14 protein-coding genes are annotated in these 19,323 nt (G+C 67.7%); 7 read left to right on the forward strand and 7 right to left on the reverse strand.

Annotation, left to right across the window (positions count from 1 at the left end; translation table 11 throughout):
• Positions 1 to 16: 16 nt before the first annotated feature.
• The gene (locus tag FHS94_RS17155; protein ID WP_184060164.1) at positions 17 to 2,209 is read right to left on the reverse strand and encodes a beta-glucosidase; all 2,193 of its coding nucleotides are present in this window, start codon (positions 2,207 to 2,209) and stop codon (positions 17 to 19) included.
• Positions 2,206 to 4,119, reverse strand: coding sequence for a glycoside hydrolase family 2 protein (locus FHS94_RS17160; RefSeq protein ID WP_184060166.1), 1,914 nt, complete (start codon positions 4,117 to 4,119; stop codon positions 2,206 to 2,208). Before FHS94_RS17160 ends, FHS94_RS17155 begins: the two co-directional genes overlap by 4 nt.
• 159 nt (positions 4,120 to 4,278) lie before the next feature.
• On the opposite strand from FHS94_RS17160, the gene FHS94_RS17165 reads away from it, so the two are divergent.
• Positions 4,279 to 5,859, forward strand: coding sequence for a carboxylesterase/lipase family protein (locus tag FHS94_RS17165; protein WP_184060168.1), 1,581 nt, complete (start codon positions 4,279 to 4,281; stop codon positions 5,857 to 5,859).
• A 16-nt stretch (positions 5,860 to 5,875) separates the two neighbouring features.
• On the opposite strand, the gene FHS94_RS17170 is transcribed toward FHS94_RS17165, so the two are convergent.
• Together FHS94_RS17170 and FHS94_RS17175 are read right to left on the reverse strand one after the other, a co-directional pair.
• The gene (locus FHS94_RS17170) at positions 5,876 to 6,853 is read right to left on the reverse strand and encodes an SMP-30/gluconolactonase/LRE family protein (protein ID WP_184060170.1); all 978 of its coding nucleotides are present in this window, start codon (positions 6,851 to 6,853) and stop codon (positions 5,876 to 5,878) included.
• A gap of 17 nt (positions 6,854 to 6,870) precedes the next feature.
• Entirely contained in the window at positions 6,871 to 7,971 is a 1,101-nt protein-coding gene (locus tag FHS94_RS17175) for a Gfo/Idh/MocA family protein (RefSeq protein WP_184060172.1), read from the reverse strand.
• Positions 7,972 to 8,090: 119 nt separating this feature from the next.
• Here FHS94_RS17175 and FHS94_RS17180 point away from each other — a divergent pair, with 119 nt between their 5' ends.
• The 6 genes from FHS94_RS17180 to FHS94_RS17205 all read left to right on the forward strand — a co-directional run bounded on the left by FHS94_RS17180 (position 8,091) and on the right by FHS94_RS17205 (position 16,135).
• Positions 8,091 to 9,659, forward strand: coding sequence for an aldehyde dehydrogenase (NADP(+)) (locus tag FHS94_RS17180; RefSeq protein ID WP_184060174.1), 1,569 nt, complete (start codon positions 8,091 to 8,093; stop codon positions 9,657 to 9,659).
• Positions 9,660 to 9,739: 80 nt separating this feature from the next.
• Positions 9,740 to 11,806 (forward strand): GDSL-type esterase/lipase family protein, encoded by a 2,067-nt coding sequence (locus tag FHS94_RS17185; protein ID WP_184060176.1) that lies wholly within the window; start codon positions 9,740 to 9,742, stop codon positions 11,804 to 11,806.
• A gap of 79 nt (positions 11,807 to 11,885) precedes the next feature.
• Positions 11,886 to 13,037 (forward strand): fumarylacetoacetate hydrolase family protein, encoded by a 1,152-nt coding sequence (locus FHS94_RS17190; RefSeq protein ID WP_184060178.1) that lies wholly within the window; start codon positions 11,886 to 11,888, stop codon positions 13,035 to 13,037.
• A complete protein-coding gene (gene xylB, locus FHS94_RS17195; protein ID WP_184060180.1) occupies positions 13,034 to 13,846 on the forward strand; it encodes a D-xylose 1-dehydrogenase in 813 nt (270 codons plus the stop codon). The genes FHS94_RS17190 and xylB overlap by 4 nt, the downstream gene beginning before the upstream one ends.
• Entirely contained in the window at positions 13,837 to 14,715 is an 879-nt protein-coding gene (locus FHS94_RS17200; RefSeq protein ID WP_184060182.1) for an SMP-30/gluconolactonase/LRE family protein, read from the forward strand. The genes xylB and FHS94_RS17200 overlap by 10 nt, the downstream gene beginning before the upstream one ends.
• Before the next feature lie 19 nt (positions 14,716 to 14,734).
• Positions 14,735 to 16,135, forward strand: a complete 1,401-nt coding sequence (locus tag FHS94_RS17205; protein ID WP_246348771.1) for a sugar porter family MFS transporter — start codon at positions 14,735 to 14,737, stop codon at positions 16,133 to 16,135.
• Here the strand turns inward: FHS94_RS17205 and FHS94_RS19230 are convergent.
• The 3 genes from FHS94_RS19230 to FHS94_RS17215 form a co-directional block, all read right to left on the reverse strand.
• Entirely contained in the window at positions 16,132 to 16,278 is a 147-nt protein-coding gene (locus FHS94_RS19230) for a hypothetical protein (RefSeq protein ID WP_221234853.1), read from the reverse strand. The two genes, FHS94_RS17205 and FHS94_RS19230, sit on opposite strands and share 4 nt — an antisense overlap.
• A 117-nt stretch (positions 16,279 to 16,395) precedes the next feature.
• Positions 16,396 to 18,174, reverse strand: coding sequence for an IlvD/Edd family dehydratase (locus FHS94_RS17210; protein ID WP_184060187.1), 1,779 nt, complete (start codon positions 18,172 to 18,174; stop codon positions 16,396 to 16,398).
• 19 nt (positions 18,175 to 18,193) lie between these two features.
• Positions 18,194 to 19,246 carry a LacI family DNA-binding transcriptional regulator gene (locus tag FHS94_RS17215; protein WP_221234854.1) on the reverse strand — a complete coding sequence of 351 codons (1,053 nt, stop codon included), beginning with the start codon at positions 19,244 to 19,246 and terminating at the stop codon, positions 18,194 to 18,196.
• Positions 19,247 to 19,323 lie beyond the last annotated feature (77 nt).

The raw sequence follows: 19,323 nt of genomic DNA on the forward strand, positions 1-19,323 counted from the left end.
GTCTGTCAGCGGCAAATCACCGGGACGGCCGCCATCCGACCGGCAGCGTACGGGCCGGCAGCCGGACGGTGGTGGTCTGCTGGATGTCGCGAGCCGACGCCGCCAGCATCACCTGATAGGTGCCGCCAGCGATCCGCCACTCACGCCTCGCCTCGTTCCAGGTCGCAAGCAGGCGGGGGTCGATGGTCACCGACACCTCCCGGCTTTCGCCCGGCTTCAGTTGGACCTTGCTCCAGCCGCCCAGCCGCTTGGGTGCCTCCCAACCCGCACCAGCGACATAAACCTGCGGCACCGCTGCGCCATCGCGCGCGCCGGTGTTGCTCACGCGGAAACGCGCGGTCACCGTTCCGTTACCGGCGCTGGCGGTCAGCCCGCCATAGCCGAACCGCGTATAGGACAGGCCGTGGCCGAACGGGAACGCCGGCTCCAGCTTGCGCGCGTCATACCATTTGTAGCCGACGGTAGCGCCCTCCGGGTAACGGGTATCACCAGGATGCGGCACCTCGGGCCGTGGTAGCTGGTCGACGCTGGCCGGGAAGGTCGCGGGCAAGCGACCGGACGGGCTGACCCGCCCAAACAGCAGGTTCGCGATCGCCTCACCGCCGGCGGTGCCGGGGAACCATGCTTCCATGATCGCGCCGACGCGGCCCGCCCAGGGCGTCAGGACCGGACCGCCGGTTTCCAGCACCACGGCGGTGCGGGGGTTCGCCCGCGCCACCGCCTCGATCAGCGCATCCTGGTTGGTCGGCAGCGTCAAGGAAACGTCGAACGCCTCGCCGGCCCATTGCGTCGCGAACACGATCGCAACGTCGCTGTCCGCCGCCAGCCGCGCGGCCTCGGCGGGGTCATCCCCGCTTGCGAAGCGGACGGTTGCGCCCGGTGCAAGCCGCTTGATCGCGGCGAGCGGGGCGGACGGATGGTACATGACCGGCCCCGGCCAGGTCTTGGGCTCCAGCCCCGGAACCGCGTTGCCACCCTCCGGATAGACCAGCGACGATCCACCGCCCGCCAGCACGCCCTTGTCGGCATGGCCGCCGATCACCGCGATCCGCTTCACCGACGGCGACAGCGGCAGCAGCGCGCCCTCGTTGCGCAATAGCACCGCGCCCGCCTCGGCATCGGCGCGGGTCACCTGGGCGTGCCCGGCCATGTCGATCTTCGCCTCGGCAACCGGGCGACCGAACAGGCCATGCGCGAACATGGAGCGCAGGATCCGGGTCGCCATTTCGGTCAACCGCGCCTCCGACACCTCGCCCCGCTCGACCGCAGCCTTCAGCGGCGCGCCGAAATAGAGTTCCTTGTCGAACACGGAGCCCGATTCCTGCTCCAGCCCGGCATTGGCGGCTGGTGCCGTGGAGTGCACGGCGCCCCAGTCGCTCATCACATAGCCCGGCCACTTCCAATCACGCCGCAGCACGTCGGTGAGCAGGAAGCGGTTCTCGCAGGCGTGCGTGCCGTTCACCTTGTTGTACGAGCACATCACCGACCCCGGCGAACCCCGCTCGATCGCAAATTGGAAGGCGAGAAGGTCGCTGACCCGCGCGGCGGCGGGGTCGATGATCGAGTTGCCCGTGTCGCGATCGGTTTCCTGGTCGTTGATCGCGTAATGCTTGACGGTGGAGATGATGGCGTTGGACTGGATGCCGCGGATCTGCTCACCGACCATGACGCCCGCGAGCAGCGGGTCCTCACCGCCATATTCGAAGTTACGGCCGTTGCGCGGGTCGCGCATCAGGTCGACGCCGCCCGCCAGCATGACGTTGAAGCCGGACCGGCGCGCTTCGTCGCCGATCATGGCGCCACCGCGATAGGCCATGTCGGGGTCCCATGACGCCGTGGTCGCCAGGCCCGATGGCAAGGACGTGCGCTCGCGCTTCTTCTCCGCCGACCCTTGCGTCGCGACGCCGACGCCCGCGTCGGTTTCCCACCGGGCCGGGATGCCGAGCCGCGGGATGCCCGGGATGTAGCCCGCGGAACCTGGCCGCGCTTCAGCCGCCGCCTTGAAGTTCTTGGACGGGAAGTCGGTGCCGAACTGGCCGAACACCAACAACAGCTTTTCGTCACGCGTCATCTGCGCGGCAACGGCGGCCGCGCGTGCGTCGGGGCTCATGGACGCATTGGCCCAGGGCCGGCTTCCTTGCGCGGTCAGCGGCACCGCGCTGCTCGCGGCCAGCAGCAACACGGGGATCAGGCGGGCACGCAGGGTCATCGAACAGGCTTCCTTGATGAGGATGTGTTGTCTTTGGCCGCGTACCAGTCGGCGAGCACGCCAAAGGCGGCTTTACGCTGCCCGGCTTCGCTGACCAGCCCCTTGCGGTTCCAGCCCTGCTGAAAAACGGGGTGCTGGCGACGCGGCGAGCGGAAATCCTTAAGGATCCAGGGCGACATGCCGGCAAGGTTCGGAATGCGATCCGCCATGGCGAGCGTCTGGCGGTAATAGTCGGCCTGGAATTCTTCGGAGAATTTGCGCCGGGTTGTCAGGTCGTGAAATCCGGCAAGTGCGTCGGCGCCCAGTTCGGAAAAGATCAGCGGCTTGGACTGGGGCGTGTCCCATCCGATCGCGGGCACATCGGCAAGGCGATCGGGCGTGTACCAGCCATTATAGGTGTTGATCGCCATCACATCGAGGTCGTTGGCGAGCGGGTCGGCCATCACCATCACCGGATGACCGCCCTGTTCCTTGCGCTCGGTCAGCAGCGCCGCCGTCACGAGCCGGTCGGGATCGAGCCGCCGCACATCGCCCACCAGCGTGCGAAGGAACGCCGTACGCGGTTCGCTGACCGGGGTTTCGTTGCCGACGCTCCACAGCGCAACGGAGGCGCGGTTGCGGTCCCGCCGAATGTTCTCGGCCAGCATCACCCGCGCCTTGGCGAGCACGGCTGGATCACTGAAAGCGACCCGCCAGTACACCGGGATCTCGCTCCAGACGAGAAGGCCGAGTTCGTCGGCCATCCGCGTCATCACCTCCGAATGGGGATAATGGGCAAGCCGGACGAAGTTGGCATGGAGCCCGGTCCTCGCCTCCAGCAACAGCGCGCGCGCCGCGGCGGAGGTGATCGCACGGGTCGGCTCGGCCCCGAATTCCTCCTCGTGCAGCGATATGCCGCGCAGGAACACGGGCCGGCCGTTCAGCAGCACCCGGTTGCCCTCAACCGATACCGTGCGGAAGCCGACCCGGTCGCGCCAGCGATCCTCGCCCGCCGCCACCTCGACATCGTACAGGGTCGGGTGTTCGGGCGACCAGCGGGCAAGGCGCGCTGGCGCCGCCGCCTCGCCATGCCAGTGCCCCGCCGCGTCGGCACGCCCGTCGATCGCGAGCCCGAGTTGCGGCACGGTCAGACGCACCGGCGACCCCGCCTTGCCCGCGCCGTCCAGCGTGACATCAGCCGCGATCCGGCCGCTGCGGGTCATCCGCACCCAGGCATCGTCGACGAAGGTCGCGGGCACGCTCACCAGTCGGATCGATCGGGTGATGCCGCCGTAGTTCTCCCAATCGGTCACAGGCGGCGGCACGCTCCGCTCGTCGCGATCGCTGTCCACCCCGACCACCAGCCGATTTTTCCCGGCCCGCAGCCCCTCTGTCACTTCCATCGCAAATGGAGTGAAGCCACCTTCGTGGTGCCCGACCTTCTTGCCGTTCAGGAACACGTCCGCGCTGTAATCGACCGCGCCGAAGCGCAAAAAGGTCCGCTCTCCGGGACGTGGTGCCGCGTCCAGGTCGCGCGCGTACCAGACAAGCCCGCGATACCAGCGCATCTCCGGCGAATGGGTGATCCAGGACGATGGCAGGCTGACCGTCGGTGACCGGTCCATGTCATATTCGAACAGCGCAGTCGGGTTGGCGCGGCTGGCCGCCTCCACGTCCGTGTCGTCATAGCGACGGTGTCCAACGCCGGGCTCCCCGCCGTGAAAGCCCGCCGCGCCGTCACGATACGGGTCGATCGACCAGTGCCATGGCCCCGACAGGTCGATGCCGGGCCGCATATCCGCCGCGGCGAGCACTAAGGGGGTGTCAGGCACGGCCGCAGCCTGTTGCGCCTGCCCGGCGCCCGAAGCCGCAACGGCGAGTCCTGCCAGTGCGGATAGGGCAAGGGCGGCATTGTGGAGCAGCGAGCGCATGTGTTTCCCCCCTCGACCCGGGTCTCCGCGCCCGGCGGTCGGTACCATGGCGCGCGGTGCCGGGCAGCGCAATCCGAACGCACCAACTCACGAAGGCGGATCGTTCACCAGACCATGGTCGCCCTTGGCGGACATGCTGGAATTTGCCACGCTGCGCTCATGTTCAAGCCCGCCCTGCTCGCCACCGCCCTGATCGCGACGATCGCCCCCGCCCTCTCCCACGCACAAACGACCAAGGCGCCAGAGGTTCGGGTTGCGGAGGGGCGGCTCGCGGGCACCTTCACCACCGATGGGCAGGTGCGCCGCTTCGCTGGCATCCCGTTCGCCGCGCCGCCTGTTGGCCCTCTGCGGTGGCGCGAGCCGCAACCGGTCCAGCGCTGGCAAGGTGTCCGCTCGGCTGCCGATTTCGGTGGGCGCTGTGCGCAGTTGCCGTTGTTTGCCGACATGGTGTTCCGCTCCCCTGCGCCGAGTGAGGACTGCCTGTTCCTGAACGTCTGGGCGCCGGCCACGGCACGCGCGGGCGCCAAGCTGCCGGTGCTGGTGTTCATCCATGGCGGTGGCTTCCAGGCGGGTTCCGGCGACGAACCGCGCTATGACGGGGAAAGCATGGCCCGGCGCGGGATCGTTTCCGTGACGGTGAACTATCGCTTGGCGGCCCTCGGCTTCCTGTCCAGCGCTGCGCTTGTGGCAGAGTCCCCGCACCGGGCATCGGGCAATTATGGCCTGCTCGACCAGGCAGCGGCGCTTGCCTGGGTCCGGCGCAACATTGCCGCGTTCGGCGGCGACCCCGCTCGGGTGACCGTTGGCGGCGAGTCCGCCGGGTCCATGTCGGTCAGTGCGCTGATGGCCTCGCCACTGACCCGGACCAGATTCGCCCAGGCCATCGGGGAGAGCGGCGCGATCATGGCGCCAACGCTCGACCTCCCCACGCGTGACAAGGCGGATGCGGCCACCGCGGCGCTGGCCGGCAAGCTCGGGGCGAGCGACCTCGCCGCGCTCCGGGCAGTACCGGCGACCACGCTACTCACGGCGGCGAGTGACCTGCGCTTCGGCCCCACGCTCGATGGCTGGTTCCTGACCGAACAGCCCAGCGCCACCTTCGCGGCCGGTCGGCAGGCGCGCATCCCGCTGCTGGTCGGCACCAACTCACAGGAGGGCGCGGCCGAGTCGATCCTGGGCAACGACGCGCCGACGATCGCGTCCTGGCGCGCGGGGCTGGTGCGCGCGATGGGCGAACAGAACGCCACGGCGATCGCGGCGGCCTATCCGGTGGCGAGCGATGCCGATGTCCGCCGCGTCGCGACCGAGTTCGCGTCGGACCGTTTCTTGGGCCACAGCACATGGGCGTGGATGGATGCCCAGCGCCGGACGGGCGTGCCGGTCTACTATTACCGCTACGCTCGCGTGCGCCCGGCCGCATTGGCGACGCCCACGGCGCCCGCGCCATTCGGGGCGGTGCACAGCGCGGAAATCGAATACGCGCTCGGCAACCTGCATACCTTCCGCGACAGCTATGCCTGGACGCCCGAGGATGAGCGGGTGTCGACGACCATGCAGGGCTATTGGGCTAACTTCGTCCTGACCGGCGATCCGAACGGCGCGGAGCTGCCACGCTGGGCCCCGGTCGGTGCGGGTGACGCCCCGGCCAACCGCCAGCAGATCGACGTGGTGACGGAGGGCCGCCCCTTCGACGATCAACAGCGCTACCGGTCGATGAGCACGGTTCTGACGCCGCGCTGATCGACCGGCCGGGCGCCTATTTGGGGAACCCCGGCGCCAGCGGCACCCGCAGCACGCGGTCGTTGGCGGTCAGGAACAGCGAGCGGCCGCCCTCCCCAATCTCCGCATTGGCAATGGGCGCGCCGTGCTCGATCAACCCAAGCGGCTCCGCCTCAGGCGTCAGCACATACATGCCGCCCGGCGCGGAGCAGAACAGGATGCCGTTTTGCGCCACGGTCATGCCATCAGGCAGGCCGGGCGCCTTGTTCACCTGCATCGGCTTGGCATCCAGCCACACCCGGGACGCGGTCGGCATGCCCTTCGCATCGAGGTCATAGATCATGATCCGCGGCGCTGCCTCGTCCGAAACCGACACGTACAGGCGTCGTTCGTCCGGTGACAGGGCGATGCCGTTGGGGCGGGTCAACGACCCGTCCACCAGCGCCACCGAGCCGTCGGTCGCGCGACGGTACACGCCATTGTGCGGCAGTTCGCGCAACGGTGAGGTGTCCGGATCGGTCAACCCATAAGGCGGGTCGGTAAAATAGAGCGCTCCGCCACGCGCGACCGCGATATCGTTGGGGCTGTTGAAGCGCTTGCCCTGGTACCGGTCGGCGAGCACGGTCCGCTTGCGGGTGCTCAGGTCAAGCCGGTCAAGCGTACGCCCGCCGCTATTGGCGATCAGAAGCGCGCCGTCCCGGGCCAGCGCCAGGCCGTTCGCCCCCGCCTCCCGCACCAGCTTGGGGTCGAACGTCGGGGCGCCCGACGGGTTCAGGAACACGCTCGTCCCGCCCGCCCGGGTCCAGCGCCGGACGATGTTGGCAGGCGGATCGGAAAAGAGCAGCCCCGTGCCGGGCACCCAAACGGGCCCTTCGGCCCAGCGGATGCCGGTCACGATCGTTTCCACCGGCGTTCCCGGCGCGATCACCCGATCGAGCTTGGGCGACAGCCGCCGGATCGTCGGCGGTGTTTCCGCGAATGCCGGGCTGGCGAGCAGCGCCGCACCTGCGGCCATGAAAGTCCGCCGATGGATCACAGGTCCACCGTCCGGCCGGTCTGTGCAGACCGATAGATCGCTTCAATGATCCGCATGTCGCGCAGACCTTCCTCGCCGGACACGATCGGCTCGCGCCCGCTCGCGACACAATCGGCCAGGTGGTCGAGCTGCGCTGCGAACATGGTCTTGCCGGGGCCAGCGGGCGCCGGAACGGTTTCTGTCCGGTCGCCGGTCTTTCGGCGCAGCGTGATGCCCTCGTACGACGTGGCGGGATCGAGATCGAGCCAGCCGCTGCTTCCGGTGGCGCGGACATGATTATGGGCCGAGCTATAGGACGACATGCACGACGCTACCGCGCCGCTTGGGAAAGCCAGTGTCCATTGGATCAGGTCCTCGACCTCATGGAAGCGCGGGTCGGTGCGATCCGTACTCGTCCGCGCCAGCACCGCGTTCGGCTCCTCGCCGGACAGGTAGCGCGCCGCCTGGAGGGAATAGATCCCCATGTCCGCCAGCGACCCGCCGCCCGACAGCGCCTTTTTCAGGCGCCACTTGCTGGGGTCGCCCTGAACGAAGCCATGCTCGGCATCGATGAAACGCAACTTGCCGATTGCCCCTTCGCGGATCAGCCGGATCGCGTTTAGGTTGTTCGGCTCGAAGTGGATGCGGTAGCCAATCATCAGCTTCTTGCCCGCACGCTTGCAGGCCGCGATCATCGCCTCGGCCTCTGCGGCGGTGTTCGACATCGGCTTTTCGCACAGCACGTGCTTGCCGGCCTTCGCCGCCCGGATCGTGTATTCGGCGTGCATCGAGTTCGGCAGGATCACGTACACGGCGTCGATGTCGGGATTGTCAGCGATGCGATCGTAGTTCTGGTAATTGTAGATCGATCGCTCGGGCACGCCATATTGCGCCGCGATGCGACGTGCCTTGGCGGGATCACCGCTGACCAGGCCCGTGACGCGGCTGGACCGGCAGTTGGCGAACTGCGGCAGGATCACGTTGACGGCGTAATAGCCCAATCCAACGATCGCGTAGCGAAGCGGCTTTGCATCCGCCGCGCCCGCCCGCGCAGCCAGCGCCGCCGCGGCCAAGGCGCCGCCCCCGGCCAACACACCGCGGCGATCAATCCCGTCCATTGCCTCTCTCCCTCTCGCTCTCCCGATGATGGTACGCGCGGCGATCAAGACCGGCAACGGGTTGCTGGTAGCGATAACCGGGTCCATGGAGGCGCAAAGCAACGCATCGGAGCTTCCCCATGGACGGCGCATTCCTGATCGGCCGCGAGTCGGTCGTCACCACCGAAACATTCCAGGCCTTTGATCCCTCGACCGATCAGCTGGTCGAGCCAGCCTTTTCCGTCTCAACCCCGGAGCATGTCGCACGGGCGTGCCAGCTTGCCGACGAGGCGTTCGATACCTTCCGCGACACCGATCCCGAAGCACGGGCCGCGTTCCTGGAAGCGGTCGCGGCGAACATCGAGGCGCTGGGCGACGCACTGGTGCAGCGCGCCGTCCAGGAAAGCGGCCTTCCCGTCGCGCGCCTGACCGGCGAGCGCGGCCGCACCGTTGGCCAGCTGCGCTTGTTCGCCAAGCACGTGCGTGCCGGCCGTTACGCCCAGGTGGTGGTCGACCAGGCCCAGCCAGAGCGGCAGCCGATGCCCCGGTCCGACCTGCGCCAGCGCCGCGTCGGCGTCGGTCCGGTGGCAGTGTTCGGCGCTTCCAACTTCCCCCTCGCCTTTTCCGTCGCTGGCGGTGACACCGCCGCCGCGCTCGCCGCCGGCTGCCCGGTGGTGTGCAAGGGCCACCCCGCCCATCCCGGCACCTCCGTCATGGTCGCGGGCGCGATCCGCGATGCAATCGCGTCGTGCGGGTTGCCGGACGGCGTGTTCAGCCTCGTGCAGGGCCCGGCCAATGAACTCGGCGCCGCGCTGGTCACCGATCCCCGCATCAAGGCGGTGGGCTTCACAGGCAGCCGCGCCGGCGGCCTCGCGCTGGTCAAGCTCGCCCAGGAGCGGGCCGAGCCGATCCCGGTCTATGCCGAAATGTCGAGCATCAACCCGGTGATCCTGTTCCCCGCCGCGCTCGCCAATCGCGGTGAGGCACTGGCCAAGGGCTATGTCGGTTCACTGACGATGGGCGCGGGCCAGTTCTGCACCAATCCCGGCATCGTGCTGGCGATTGCCGGCCCCGAGCTCGACCGCTTCTCCGACGTCGCGGCAGAGGCGCTGGGCCAGGCGCAGCCACAGGTCATGCTGACCCGTGGCATCCATTCGGCCTATAGCAAGGGTGTCGAGGCGCTGGCCGGCAACAATGCCGTCACGGAGATTGCGCGCGGGGCGGAAGGCACCGGCTGTAATCGCGGACGTGCGGCACTGTTCACCACCGACGCCCAGGCCTTCCTTGCCGATCCCGAACTGGCCCATGAAGTGTTCGGTGCGTCGAGCCTAGTCATTCGCGCCAACGACATCGACGAGGTCGCAACCGTGCTGCGCGGCATGGAAGGGCAGCTGACCGCGACGCTGCACCTGGACGAGGGAGACGAGGAGCTTGCCCGTCCGTTGATGCCGCTGCTGGAGCGCAAGGCCGGACGCATCCTGGCGAACGGTTGGCCCACGGGCGTCGAAGTGTCTGACGCCATGGTTCATGGCGGCCCCTTCCCAGCCACCAGCGACCCGCGCTCGACCTCTGTCGGCACGGCCGCGATCGAACGCTTCCTCCGCCCGGTCTGCTACCAGGACCTGCCCGACGCGCTGCTGCCGCGCGCGGTGCAGCACGGCAACCCGCTGGGCCTGCCGCGGCTGGTCGACGGCGCTGTCGAGGCCTGAACCTGATTTCCGGCCCAGGGCACCCCGGCAAAGATCGGGGGCTCCGGGCCGGCCTTCATCACGAACAAGGGGAGAGATGCATGGGCAAGCGTTGGCGCGGAGCGTTGCTCGCCACGAGTCTGGTATTGGTCGGCGCTGCACCTGCCCCAAAGCCGACGCGGTGGGTGAGCAGTTGGGGCGCCGCGCAGTATATCCCGACCGGAGACCAGCTGCTCCGGCCCGACCGGCTCACGAACGCGACCCTGCGACAGCAGGTACGTGTCACCTTGGGCGGGGCTGCGATCCGTGTCCGCCTGTCCAACGCCTGGGGCACCGAGCCGCTGCTGGTCAGCGCCGCAACCCTGGCCCGCGCATCCCAGCCCGGCACCGCCCGCATTACCGACCCGCGCCCGCTGCTGTTCGCCGGCCGGCGCGAGGTGACGATCCCGGCGGGTGGGGAAATCACTTCCGACCCCCTTCCCCTGGCGATCGCAGCGGGCGAAACGCTGGCCGTCAGCCTGTACACGCCCAAGGCGCCTGACCGCCTGACCAGCCACCCCGGTGCCCGCTCCGCCAGCTTCATCGCGGCTGGCGATCATAGCGCTGACCCCGACCTGCCAACGGCCGAGCGCGTCGAGCGGTGGTACCAGCTCGCCGGCATCGAAGTGCAGGCACCAGCGAACGCAGAGGCGATCGTGGCCATCGGCGACTCAATCACCGACGGATATGGGGTGAAGGCTGACACTTACACGCGCTGGACCGACCGGCTGGCCCAGCGCCTCTCCGCGTCGCCCGCGACGCGGCACATGGCTTTGGTCAACACCGGCATCGGCGGCAACCGCGTGTTGCTGGACGGATCGGGCCCGAACCTCGTCGCGCGCTTCGATCGCGACGTGCTTTCGCGCAGCGGCGTCAAACAGGTGCTGGTACTGGAGGGAGTCAACGACCTCGGCGTGCTCACCCGCGACGCTCCCGCCACACTCGCCGCCCATCGTGCGGTCGTCACGCAGCTTACCACCGCCTTTCGCACCCTGGCCGATCGCGCTCACGCCCATGGCATCCGCGTGATCGGGGCAACGATCATGCCGTTCGCCGGCAACACCTATTACCATCCGGGCCCCGAGACGGAGGCTGACCGGCAACAGGTGAATGCATTCATCCGCGGCTCCGGCGTGTTCGACGCCGTGGTGGATTTCGACCGCATCACCCGCGATCCCGCCCAACCTGACCGCCTGCTGCCCGCTTATGACTCGGGCGACCATCTCCATCCCTCGCCCGCCGGTTACACCGCGATGGGCGACGCGGTGCCGCTGGACGTGTTCACCGCACCCACCCCGCCGCCGCCGCAGCCGATGCTCGCCATCACCGTGGACGACATGCCCGCGCACGGGCCGTTGCCGGCTGGCCTCACCCGCCTCTCCGTCGCGCAACAGGCGATCGCCGCTTTCCGTGCGCACGGGGTTCCCGCGTTTGGCTTCGTCAACGGCAAGTTCGGTGAGGGCGTTGCCGACGCGGACGCGGTGCTGGATGCCTGGCGCGCCGCGGGTCTGCCGCTCGGCAATCACAGCTACTCGCATGACAATCTGGCCGAGAAGGACCTCGCGACCTTCCAGGCCGATGTTGTTCGCAACGAACCAATTATCGCCAGGCGTATGACCGGAGCCGACTGGCACTGGTTCCGTTATCCCTTCCTTTCCGAAGGGGACACGCCCGCGAAGCGCGACGACTTCCGCCGCTTTCTGGCCAGCCGGCGTTACAAGGTCGCGGCCGTGTCGAGCAGCTTCGCCGATTACGACTTCAACCCCGTTTATGCCCGCTGCATGGCCAAGGAGAACGCGGCCGGGGTCGCGCAACTCGAGGACATCTATCTGTCCGCCGCGGCTACGGAGGCGTGGCGCGAGCGCGCGCGGCTGAACGCCGCCGCCGGACGAGAGGTGCCGCAGGTGCTGCTGATGCACATCGGCGCGTTCACCGCGCGCATGCTGCCACGCCTGCTGGACCTGTATGCGGCCATGGGCTTCCGCTTCGTTCCGCTGGCCGAGGCGGAACGCGACCCGGCGTACCGCAACGCGGTGGACCTGAAGCGACCGGGCCCGAGCTTCCCGGCGCCCGCCGACCGCGACCCGGCGCTGCGGCTGCCGGTCGCGGACGCGGGCCTGTGCCAATGAACGGTTGGGGTGCGGCGGTTTCGCTTGACCGCTGCCGTACCCCTCATATGGTAGCGTTATCAGATTGGGAGAGGCGAAAGTGAACGCGTTGCGGTTCGACGTCGCGTCGGCACTGCCGACGGACTGGCGCGAGGGACTGTTCCTGGGACGGATCGATCGTGGCGCCGGGCCTACCCCGGTGTTGATCTCCAGCGGGACAGTGTATGACATGGCAATGGTCGCCCCCACTGTCGCAGACCTGGTCGCGACCGGTGCACTCGATCCGTCCAAGGGTGAGCCGATCGGCGATCTGGAGGCACTGGGCGTCGACGTCGCGCCATCCGCGACCGAGCGGCTGTTGAGCCCCATCGATCTGCAATGCGTGAAGGCGGCGGGCGTCACCTTCGCCGTATCCGCGATCGAGCGGGTGATCGAGGAGCGCGCTCGCGGGGACGCCGGCGCCGCTGCCAGCGTTCGCGAACGGCTGGAGGCCCGCATGGGCGGCAATCTGCGCGCGGTGCAGCCAGGCTCCGAAGAAGCGGCCCGGCTTAAGGCTGCGCTGATCGAGGACGGCATGTGGTCCCAGTATCTGGAGGTCGCGATCGGCCCGGATGCGGAGATCTTCACCAAGGGCCCACCCCTGTCGTCGGTCGGCCACGGCTCCCCGGTCGGTATCCGATCCGATTCGACATGGAACAACCCGGAGCCCGAAGTTGTGCTGCTCGTCGGGCCTGATGGTCGTGCGGTCGGCGCGACGCTGGGCAATGACGTGAACCTCCGCGATTTTGAGGGCCGCTCGGCATTGTTGCTGGGCAAGGCCAAGGACAACAACGCATCCGCCGCATTGGGGCCGTTCGTGCGCTTGTTCGACGATCGGTTCACCATGGACGACGTGCGCAATGCCGAGGTGACACTGCGGATCGAGGGCCAGGATGGCTATGTCCTCGACGGCACCAGCTCCATGGACCAGATCAGTCGCGATCCAACCGATCTGGTGAAGCAGGCGTTGAGCGAGCATCAATATCCAGACGGCTTTGCGCTGTTCCTCGGCACGCTGTTCGCGCCCGTACAGGACCGTGATGAGCCGGGGCGCGGCTTCACGCACAAGGTTGGGGACCGGGTCACCGTATCCAGCCCGCGGCTCGGCTCGCTCGTCAACACCGTCACCACTTCGCGCGATGCGGAGCCCTGGACGCTTGGGATCGGCGCATTGATGCGCAATCTCGCACGGCGCGGGCTGCTCGCGGCATGACCTTTCCCCCGGAGTCTTCCGTGCCTGTTGCCGACCAATCTGTGGCCAATAGCCGCGCTACCTACCCCAGCCTGCGTGATCGCCGCGTCATCATCACCGGCGGCGGGTCCGGCATCGGCGCCGGAATGGTTGAGGCGTTCGTCCGACAGGGCGCGCGCGTTGCGTTCATCGACGTCGCGGAACAGGACAGCCACGCGCTGATCGAGCGCCTGGCACCCGAAGCCGCGCACGCGCCGCTGTTCTCACGCGTCGACCTGCGCGACCTCGACGCGCTGAAAACCGCGATCGGCGAGTTCGAGGGCGCGCTGGGCGGTATCGACGTGCTGGTCAACAACGCCGCCAACGACGACCGTCACACGGTGGAGGAGGTTACGCCCGCCTATTGGCAGGACCGGATGGACGTGAACTTGCGCCACCTGTTCTTCGCCGCGCAGGCCGCGATCCCGGCCATGACGCGTGCGGGTCGCGGGTCGATCATCAACCTCGGCTCGATCTCCTGGCATCTCGCGCTGGGCGAACTGGTACTGTACCAGACCGCGAAGGCCGCGATCGAAGGCCTGACCCGCAGCCTGGCACGTGACCTTGGTCGCGCGGGGATCCGGGTGAACGCCATTGTCCCCGGCAACGTCCAGACCCCGCGCCAGGAGAAGTGGTACACGCCCGAGGGCGAGGCGGAGATCGTCTCGGCCCAGTGCCTCGACGGGCGTATCCAGCCCGCGGACATCGCCTCCATGGCGTTGTTCCTGGCGTCCGACGATGCCCGCTTCTGCACCGGCCACAACTACTGGGTTGACGCCGGATGGCGCTGAGCGAGCCACAAAGCGTCTTGCCGGTCCAGGCGACGCTGGGCGAAGGACCCGTCTGGGTCGCGCGTGAGCAAGCCTTGTGGTTCGTGGACATCAAGAGCCATCAGGTACACCGCTTCGACCCCGCGACTGGCGATCATCGCAGCTTCGCGGCGCCGGAGCAGGTCGGCTGGGTATTGCCATCCGACGATGGTCAGTTCCTGGCCGGGCTGAAAACGGGCGTGGCTCGGTTCGATGCGGAGACGGGTGAGTTCACGTCCCTTCGCGACCCGGAGCCCGACCTCCCCGGCAATCGTCTGAACGATGCAACGGTGGATGCGGCGGGTCGCGTCTGGTTCGGGACCATGGACGATGGCGAGGAGGCTGCGACCGGATGCCTGTGGTGCCTGGATGGTGGCGAGGTTCGCGCCTCGGGCTTGCCGCCGGTCACCATCACCAATGGTCCGGCGATCAGCCCCGATGGCCGGACGCTGTACCATACCGATACACTTGGTCGTTTGATCCACGCCGTTCCCATGAATGACGACGGCACGCTCGGGTCCGCACGCGTGTTCGCCGAGATCGCGGAAGAGGATGGCTGGCCCGACGGTTGCGTCTGCGATGCCGAGGGTTTCCTGTGGTCGGGCCTGTGGGGCGGCTGGCGCGCGCGGCGTTATGCGCCGGACGGAAGCATCGCTCAGGAGGTCCGTTTTCCAGTCGCGAACATCACCAAGATCGCGTTCGGCGGACCAGACCTGACCACCGCCTATGCCACCACCGCGCGAAAAGGGCTCGACGAGGCAGTTCTCGCCGGCCAACCTCTCGCGGGCAACCTTTTCGCCTTCGATGCCGGGGTCGCGGGGATCCCCGGCTCGGTCGCAAGGCTCAGATAAGAAAACAAGGAGACACAAGTTGGAGCGAGGGGAAAGCGAGGCCAATATTGGCTTCATTGCCGCGATCGTCGCAGTGGCGACGATCGGCGGTTTGTTGTTCGGGTATGACAGTGGCGCGGTAAACGGCACCCAGGAAGGCCTGCGTACGGCGTTCCAGCTGAGCGAGGGTGGGCTTGGATTCACGGTCGGCTCGCTGCTGATCGGCTGTTTTATCGGTGCGTTCTTTGCGGGCACGCTCGCTGATCGCCTCGGTCGCCGCAACGTGATGCGGCTTGCCGCCCTGTTGTTCCTGATCGGCGCGCTGGTGCAGGGCTTTGCCCATGTGCAGCCATTGTTCGTGATCGCCCGCATCGTCGGCGGCATGGCCGTGGGCGCCGCCAGCGTCCTTTCGCCGGCCTATATCTCGGAAGTCGCACCTGCGAACATCCGCGGCCGCATGACCACCGTGCAGCAGATCATGGTCATCACCGGCCTGACCGCTGCGTTCCTGGTGAACTACTTCCTCGCCAACGCGGCGGGCGCTTCCACCAACATCTTCTGGGGTGGCCTGGAAGCGTGGCGCTGGATGTACCTGATGCAGGCGCTGCCGGCGGCGGTGTTCCTGATCGCGCTGTTCTTCATCCCGGAAAGCCCGCGCTTCCTGGTGTCCAAGGGCCGGCATGAGCAGGCAGGCGTCGTCCTCGCCCGCCTGTTCGGTCAGACCGTCGCCACGGCCAAGCTGGAAGAGATCCGCGCAAGCTTCTCGAGCGACCATCGCCCCCGCCTGTCGGATGTGACGGCGCCCGGCACGGGCCTGCGCCCGGTGGTGTGGGCGGGCCTGGTGCTGGCGGTGTTCCAGCAACTCGTCGGCATCAACGTCATCTTCTATTATGGCGCCACGCTGTGGCAGGCTGCCGGCTTCTCCGAAGCTCAGGCGCTGCAGACCAACATCATCTCGGGCACCGTCTCCATTCTCGCCTGCTTCGTCACGGTCGGACTGGTGGACAAGATCGGCCGCAAGCCGCTGCTGCTGATCGGCTCGGCGGGCATGACGGTGACGTTGTTCCTGATGGTATACGCCTTTTCGACCGGCACGCTGGTCGGCACGCAGCTGACGCTGCCGGGACACATGGGGATCGTCGCGGTTGTCGCGGCGCTTGCCTATTCAGCGTTCTTCAACATCAGCTGGGGCCCGGTCATGTGGGTCATGCTGGGCGAGATGTTCCCGAACCAGCTGCGCGGATCGGCGCTGGCCGTCTGCGGCTTTGCGCAGTGGTTCTCGAACTACCTGATCGCGCAGAGCTTCCCGATCATGCTGGGCAGCCTGGGTCTGGCGGCAAGCTACACCTTCTATGGTGTCTGCGCCGCGATCAGCTTCTTCCTGGTCCAGCGTTTCATTCACGAAACCAAGGGCAAGGAGCTGGAGGCGATGGAGGGTTAATCCCCTCCCCGTCTGCTGGTCACGAAAAGGCCCGCCGCTCCATCCGGAACGGCGGGCCTTTTCTTGTCGGGGAAACTACCGGCCGGGTGCTTCTGCGCAAACAGGGCATAGGGTGCGGGATAGACCAGGTTCTCGCCTGCCATCCCGGGCGCCCTCCTGCCTCGATTCGTGGCGGGGGGATGACCCCGTGCCCTCCGCAGACGCAGGAACACGGGACCATAGCGCACGGCTGGCGCTCCTGCTTTCGCAGGAGCGACGCGTCAGTGGTTATGCCGCGGGGTCACAGCGGCAACGCCGCGGTATTTGAGAGCGAATTCGAGCACACCGCCTTCGCCCAGTTGCCCGGTCTTCTCGCGATACAGCTCTTCCCATGGCGTGTGGCTCGGCGGCACTTCGGGGCCAGGTTCGGTGCGGCGGCGGGCGATCTCGGCATCGTCCACCAGCGCGTCGCACGTGCCCTTGTTCAGGTCGACGCGGATCATGTCGCCGGTCCGCAGCCACGCAAGCCCGCCGCCCGCCGCGCTCTCGGGCGATGCATTGAGAATGGAGGGGCTGTCGCTGGTGCCGGACTGGCGGCCGTCACCCAATGTCGGCAGCGCCATGATGCCGCGCTGGATCAGGTGATCCGGCGGCTGCATGTTCACGACCTCCGCCGATCCCGGCCAGCCGATCGGCCCGGCGCCACGGATGACCAGGATGCAATCCTCGTCGATGTTGAGCGAGGGGTCGTTGATACGGTGGTGGTAATCGTCGGACCCATCGAACACGATCGCGCGGGCCTCGAACACGCCCTCCCGCCCAGGCTGCGACAAGTACCGCTCCCGGAATGCCGGGGAAATGACGCTGGTTTTCATGATTGCGGCATCGAACAGGTTGCCGGTCATCACCAGGAAGCCTGCCTGCTCCTTCAGCGGCTTGTCGTAAGGCCGGATCACCTCGCGATCGCGCGCAGTCCGCCCGGCGATGTTCTCGGCGATGGTCTGCCCGGTCACGGTCAGGCACTCGCCATGCAGCTTCCCCGCAGCGGCAAGCTCGGTCAACACGGCCGGTACCCCGCCCGCACGGTGGAAGCGCTCACCCAGGAAACGGCCTGCCGGCTGCACGTCCGCCAGGAGGGGCAGGTCATAACCTTCGGTCGCGAAGTCAGCCGTGGAAAGCTCGATCCCGGCATGGCGCGCCATCGCGATCAGGTGCGGCTGCGCGTTGGAGGACCCGCCGATCGCGGTCACCGTGCGGATCGCGTTCACGAAGCTTTCCCGCGTCAGGATGCGGCTGGGCCGCAGGTCCTCGTACGCCATGTCGACAATGCGCTTGCCGGTCAGGAACGCCATCTGCCCACGCTCGCGATAAGGCGCCGGAATCATCGCGCAGCCCGGCAGCGACAGGCCAAGCGCTTCGGCCACCGAATTCATGGTGGAGGCGGTGCCCATAGTGTTGCAGTGCCCGGCCGATGGCGCCGAGTCGGTCGCGCGGCGCAGGAATTCTTCTTCGTCGATCTCGCCTGCCGCGAGCTTGCGGCGCGAGCGCCATATCACCGTTCCCGATCCGACCAGCTCGCCCTCGTGCCAGCCGTCGAGCATCGGCCCGCCGGAGAGCACGATGGCGGGGATGTCGACGGTGCACGCCGCCATGATCCCGGCCGGGGTCGTCTTGTCGCACCCGGTGGTCAGCACGACCGCATCGATCGGATAGCCGTACAGGGTTTCCGTCAGCGCCAGATAGGACAGGTTGCGATCAAGCGCCGCAGTCGGGCGGCGACAATTCTCAAAGATCGGCACCGTCGGGAATTCCATCGGCACGCCACCCGCGGCGATGATCCCCTCCCGCACTCGCTTGGCGAGGTCGAGGTGGATGCGATTGCAGGGGCTAAGGTCGCTGCCGGTCTGCGCGATGCCGATGATCGGCTTGCCCGACCGCAGTTCATCCGCGGTCAGGCCATAGTTCATGAACCGCTCAAGATAGAGCGCGGTCATGTCCGAGCGGGCGGGATCGGCGAACCAATCACGGGAACGGAAGGATCGAACGGGTTGGCGAGTCATGGCAACCTTTCGGGGCAGGTCAGCCGCCCGACTGGGGCGGCGCGTCCGACTGTCGGCGGACCAGTGTAAAATCGAGCAGGCGGTGGCTGTCGCCTGTCTCGCCTGAACGCGCGGTGCGGCGGATCGCCGCAACCACCATGCTGATCGCTTCCCGGGACATATCGGCGATCGGCTGGTGAATGGTGGTCAGTTCAGGCCAGATGGCAGTGGAAAGGGTCGTGTCGTCGAAGCCGCACACGGTCAGGTCGCGCGGCACATCCAGCCCGCGCCGGTGCGCCACCGCAACCACGGCCGCCGCCATGTCGTCATTGCTGGCAAAGATCGCGGTTGGCCGATGCTCCTGCCCGAGCAGGCGATCGGCGGCATCCAGTCCGGATTTATAGGTGAACAGCCCCGGTGCGACCAGCGCATCGTCATAGGGGATGTCGCGTGCGGCAAGCGCGGCGCGATAGCCCTCCAGCCGCCGCTCGGTCGCGGTCAGATTGTGGTCGCCTTCGACAAATCCAATCCGCTGGTGCCCGAGCGCCAGCAGGTGCTCGGTCATGTCGAACGCCGCCTGGCGGTCGTCGATCGACACGGCCATCACATCGCTGCTGGGAACGCCGGTCGCGACCGCAACGGTCGGAATATTCGCCTCGCGAAGCACGGCAAGCACTCCGGCCGACTCACAAAGCGGCGGCGGCAGGATCACCCCGTCGATGCCGTTCTCGACCAGTCGCTCCGTGACTTCGATCTCATGATCGCCGATGTCGCACTTCTCGACAATCAACTGGACGTCCGCGCGGCTCGCCTGGTCCAGGCTGCCGACAAGGAATTCGCTCAAGAAGCCCGCGCTGGGATTCGAATACAGCAGTCCGATTCTGCACTGCCCGGCCCCGGCCAGACTGCGCGCGGCAGGATTGGGGGCATAGCGCAACGCCGCAATCGCCTCGTTCACCGTTTCCCGGGTGCTGGCGCGGACGTTGCCCTCGTTATTGATCACCCGCGACACGGTCATCTGTGACACGCCCGCCCGCTGGGCGACGTCGCTGATCGTCGGTGCGCGCCGTCGCCTGCCTCCCCTGTCGCTCAACCTGTTTTTCCTTCACCTATGTGATCCTGAACCGCTAGCGATCCATTTGCTGCCGCGAAAGGGACAGCGTTGGGCAA

This window comes from Sphingomonas aerophila (genome assembly GCF_014199305.1).
GTDB lineage: Bacteria > Pseudomonadota > Alphaproteobacteria > Sphingomonadales > Sphingomonadaceae > Sphingomonas > Sphingomonas aerophila.

Excerpts from the sequence above, each read along its gene's own strand:
- FHS94_RS17155 (WP_184060164.1), bottom strand. The coding sequence starts at position 2,209 with ATGACCCTGCGTGCCCGCCTGATCCCCGTGTTGCTGCTGGCCGCGAGC.
- FHS94_RS17160 (WP_184060166.1), bottom strand. The coding sequence starts at position 4,119 with ATGCGCTCGCTGCTCCACAATGCCGCCCTTGCCCTATCCGCACTGGCA.
- FHS94_RS17165 (WP_184060168.1), top strand. The coding sequence starts at position 4,279 with ATGTTCAAGCCCGCCCTGCTCGCCACCGCCCTGATCGCGACGATCGCC.
- FHS94_RS17170 (WP_184060170.1), bottom strand. The coding sequence starts at position 6,853 with ATGGCCGCAGGTGCGGCGCTGCTCGCCAGCCCGGCATTCGCGGAAACA.
- FHS94_RS17175 (WP_184060172.1), bottom strand. The coding sequence starts at position 7,971 with ATGGACGGGATTGATCGCCGCGGTGTGTTGGCCGGGGGCGGCGCCTTG.
- FHS94_RS17180 (WP_184060174.1), top strand. The coding sequence starts at position 8,091 with ATGGACGGCGCATTCCTGATCGGCCGCGAGTCGGTCGTCACCACCGAA.
- FHS94_RS17185 (WP_184060176.1), top strand. The coding sequence starts at position 9,740 with ATGGGCAAGCGTTGGCGCGGAGCGTTGCTCGCCACGAGTCTGGTATTG.
- xylB (WP_184060180.1), top strand. The coding sequence starts at position 13,034 with ATGACCTTTCCCCCGGAGTCTTCCGTGCCTGTTGCCGACCAATCTGTG.
- FHS94_RS17200 (WP_184060182.1), top strand. The coding sequence starts at position 13,837 with ATGGCGCTGAGCGAGCCACAAAGCGTCTTGCCGGTCCAGGCGACGCTG.
- FHS94_RS19230 (WP_221234853.1), bottom strand. The coding sequence starts at position 16,278 with ATGGCAGGCGAGAACCTGGTCTATCCCGCACCCTATGCCCTGTTTGCG.
- FHS94_RS17210 (WP_184060187.1), bottom strand. The coding sequence starts at position 18,174 with ATGACTCGCCAACCCGTTCGATCCTTCCGTTCCCGTGATTGGTTCGCC.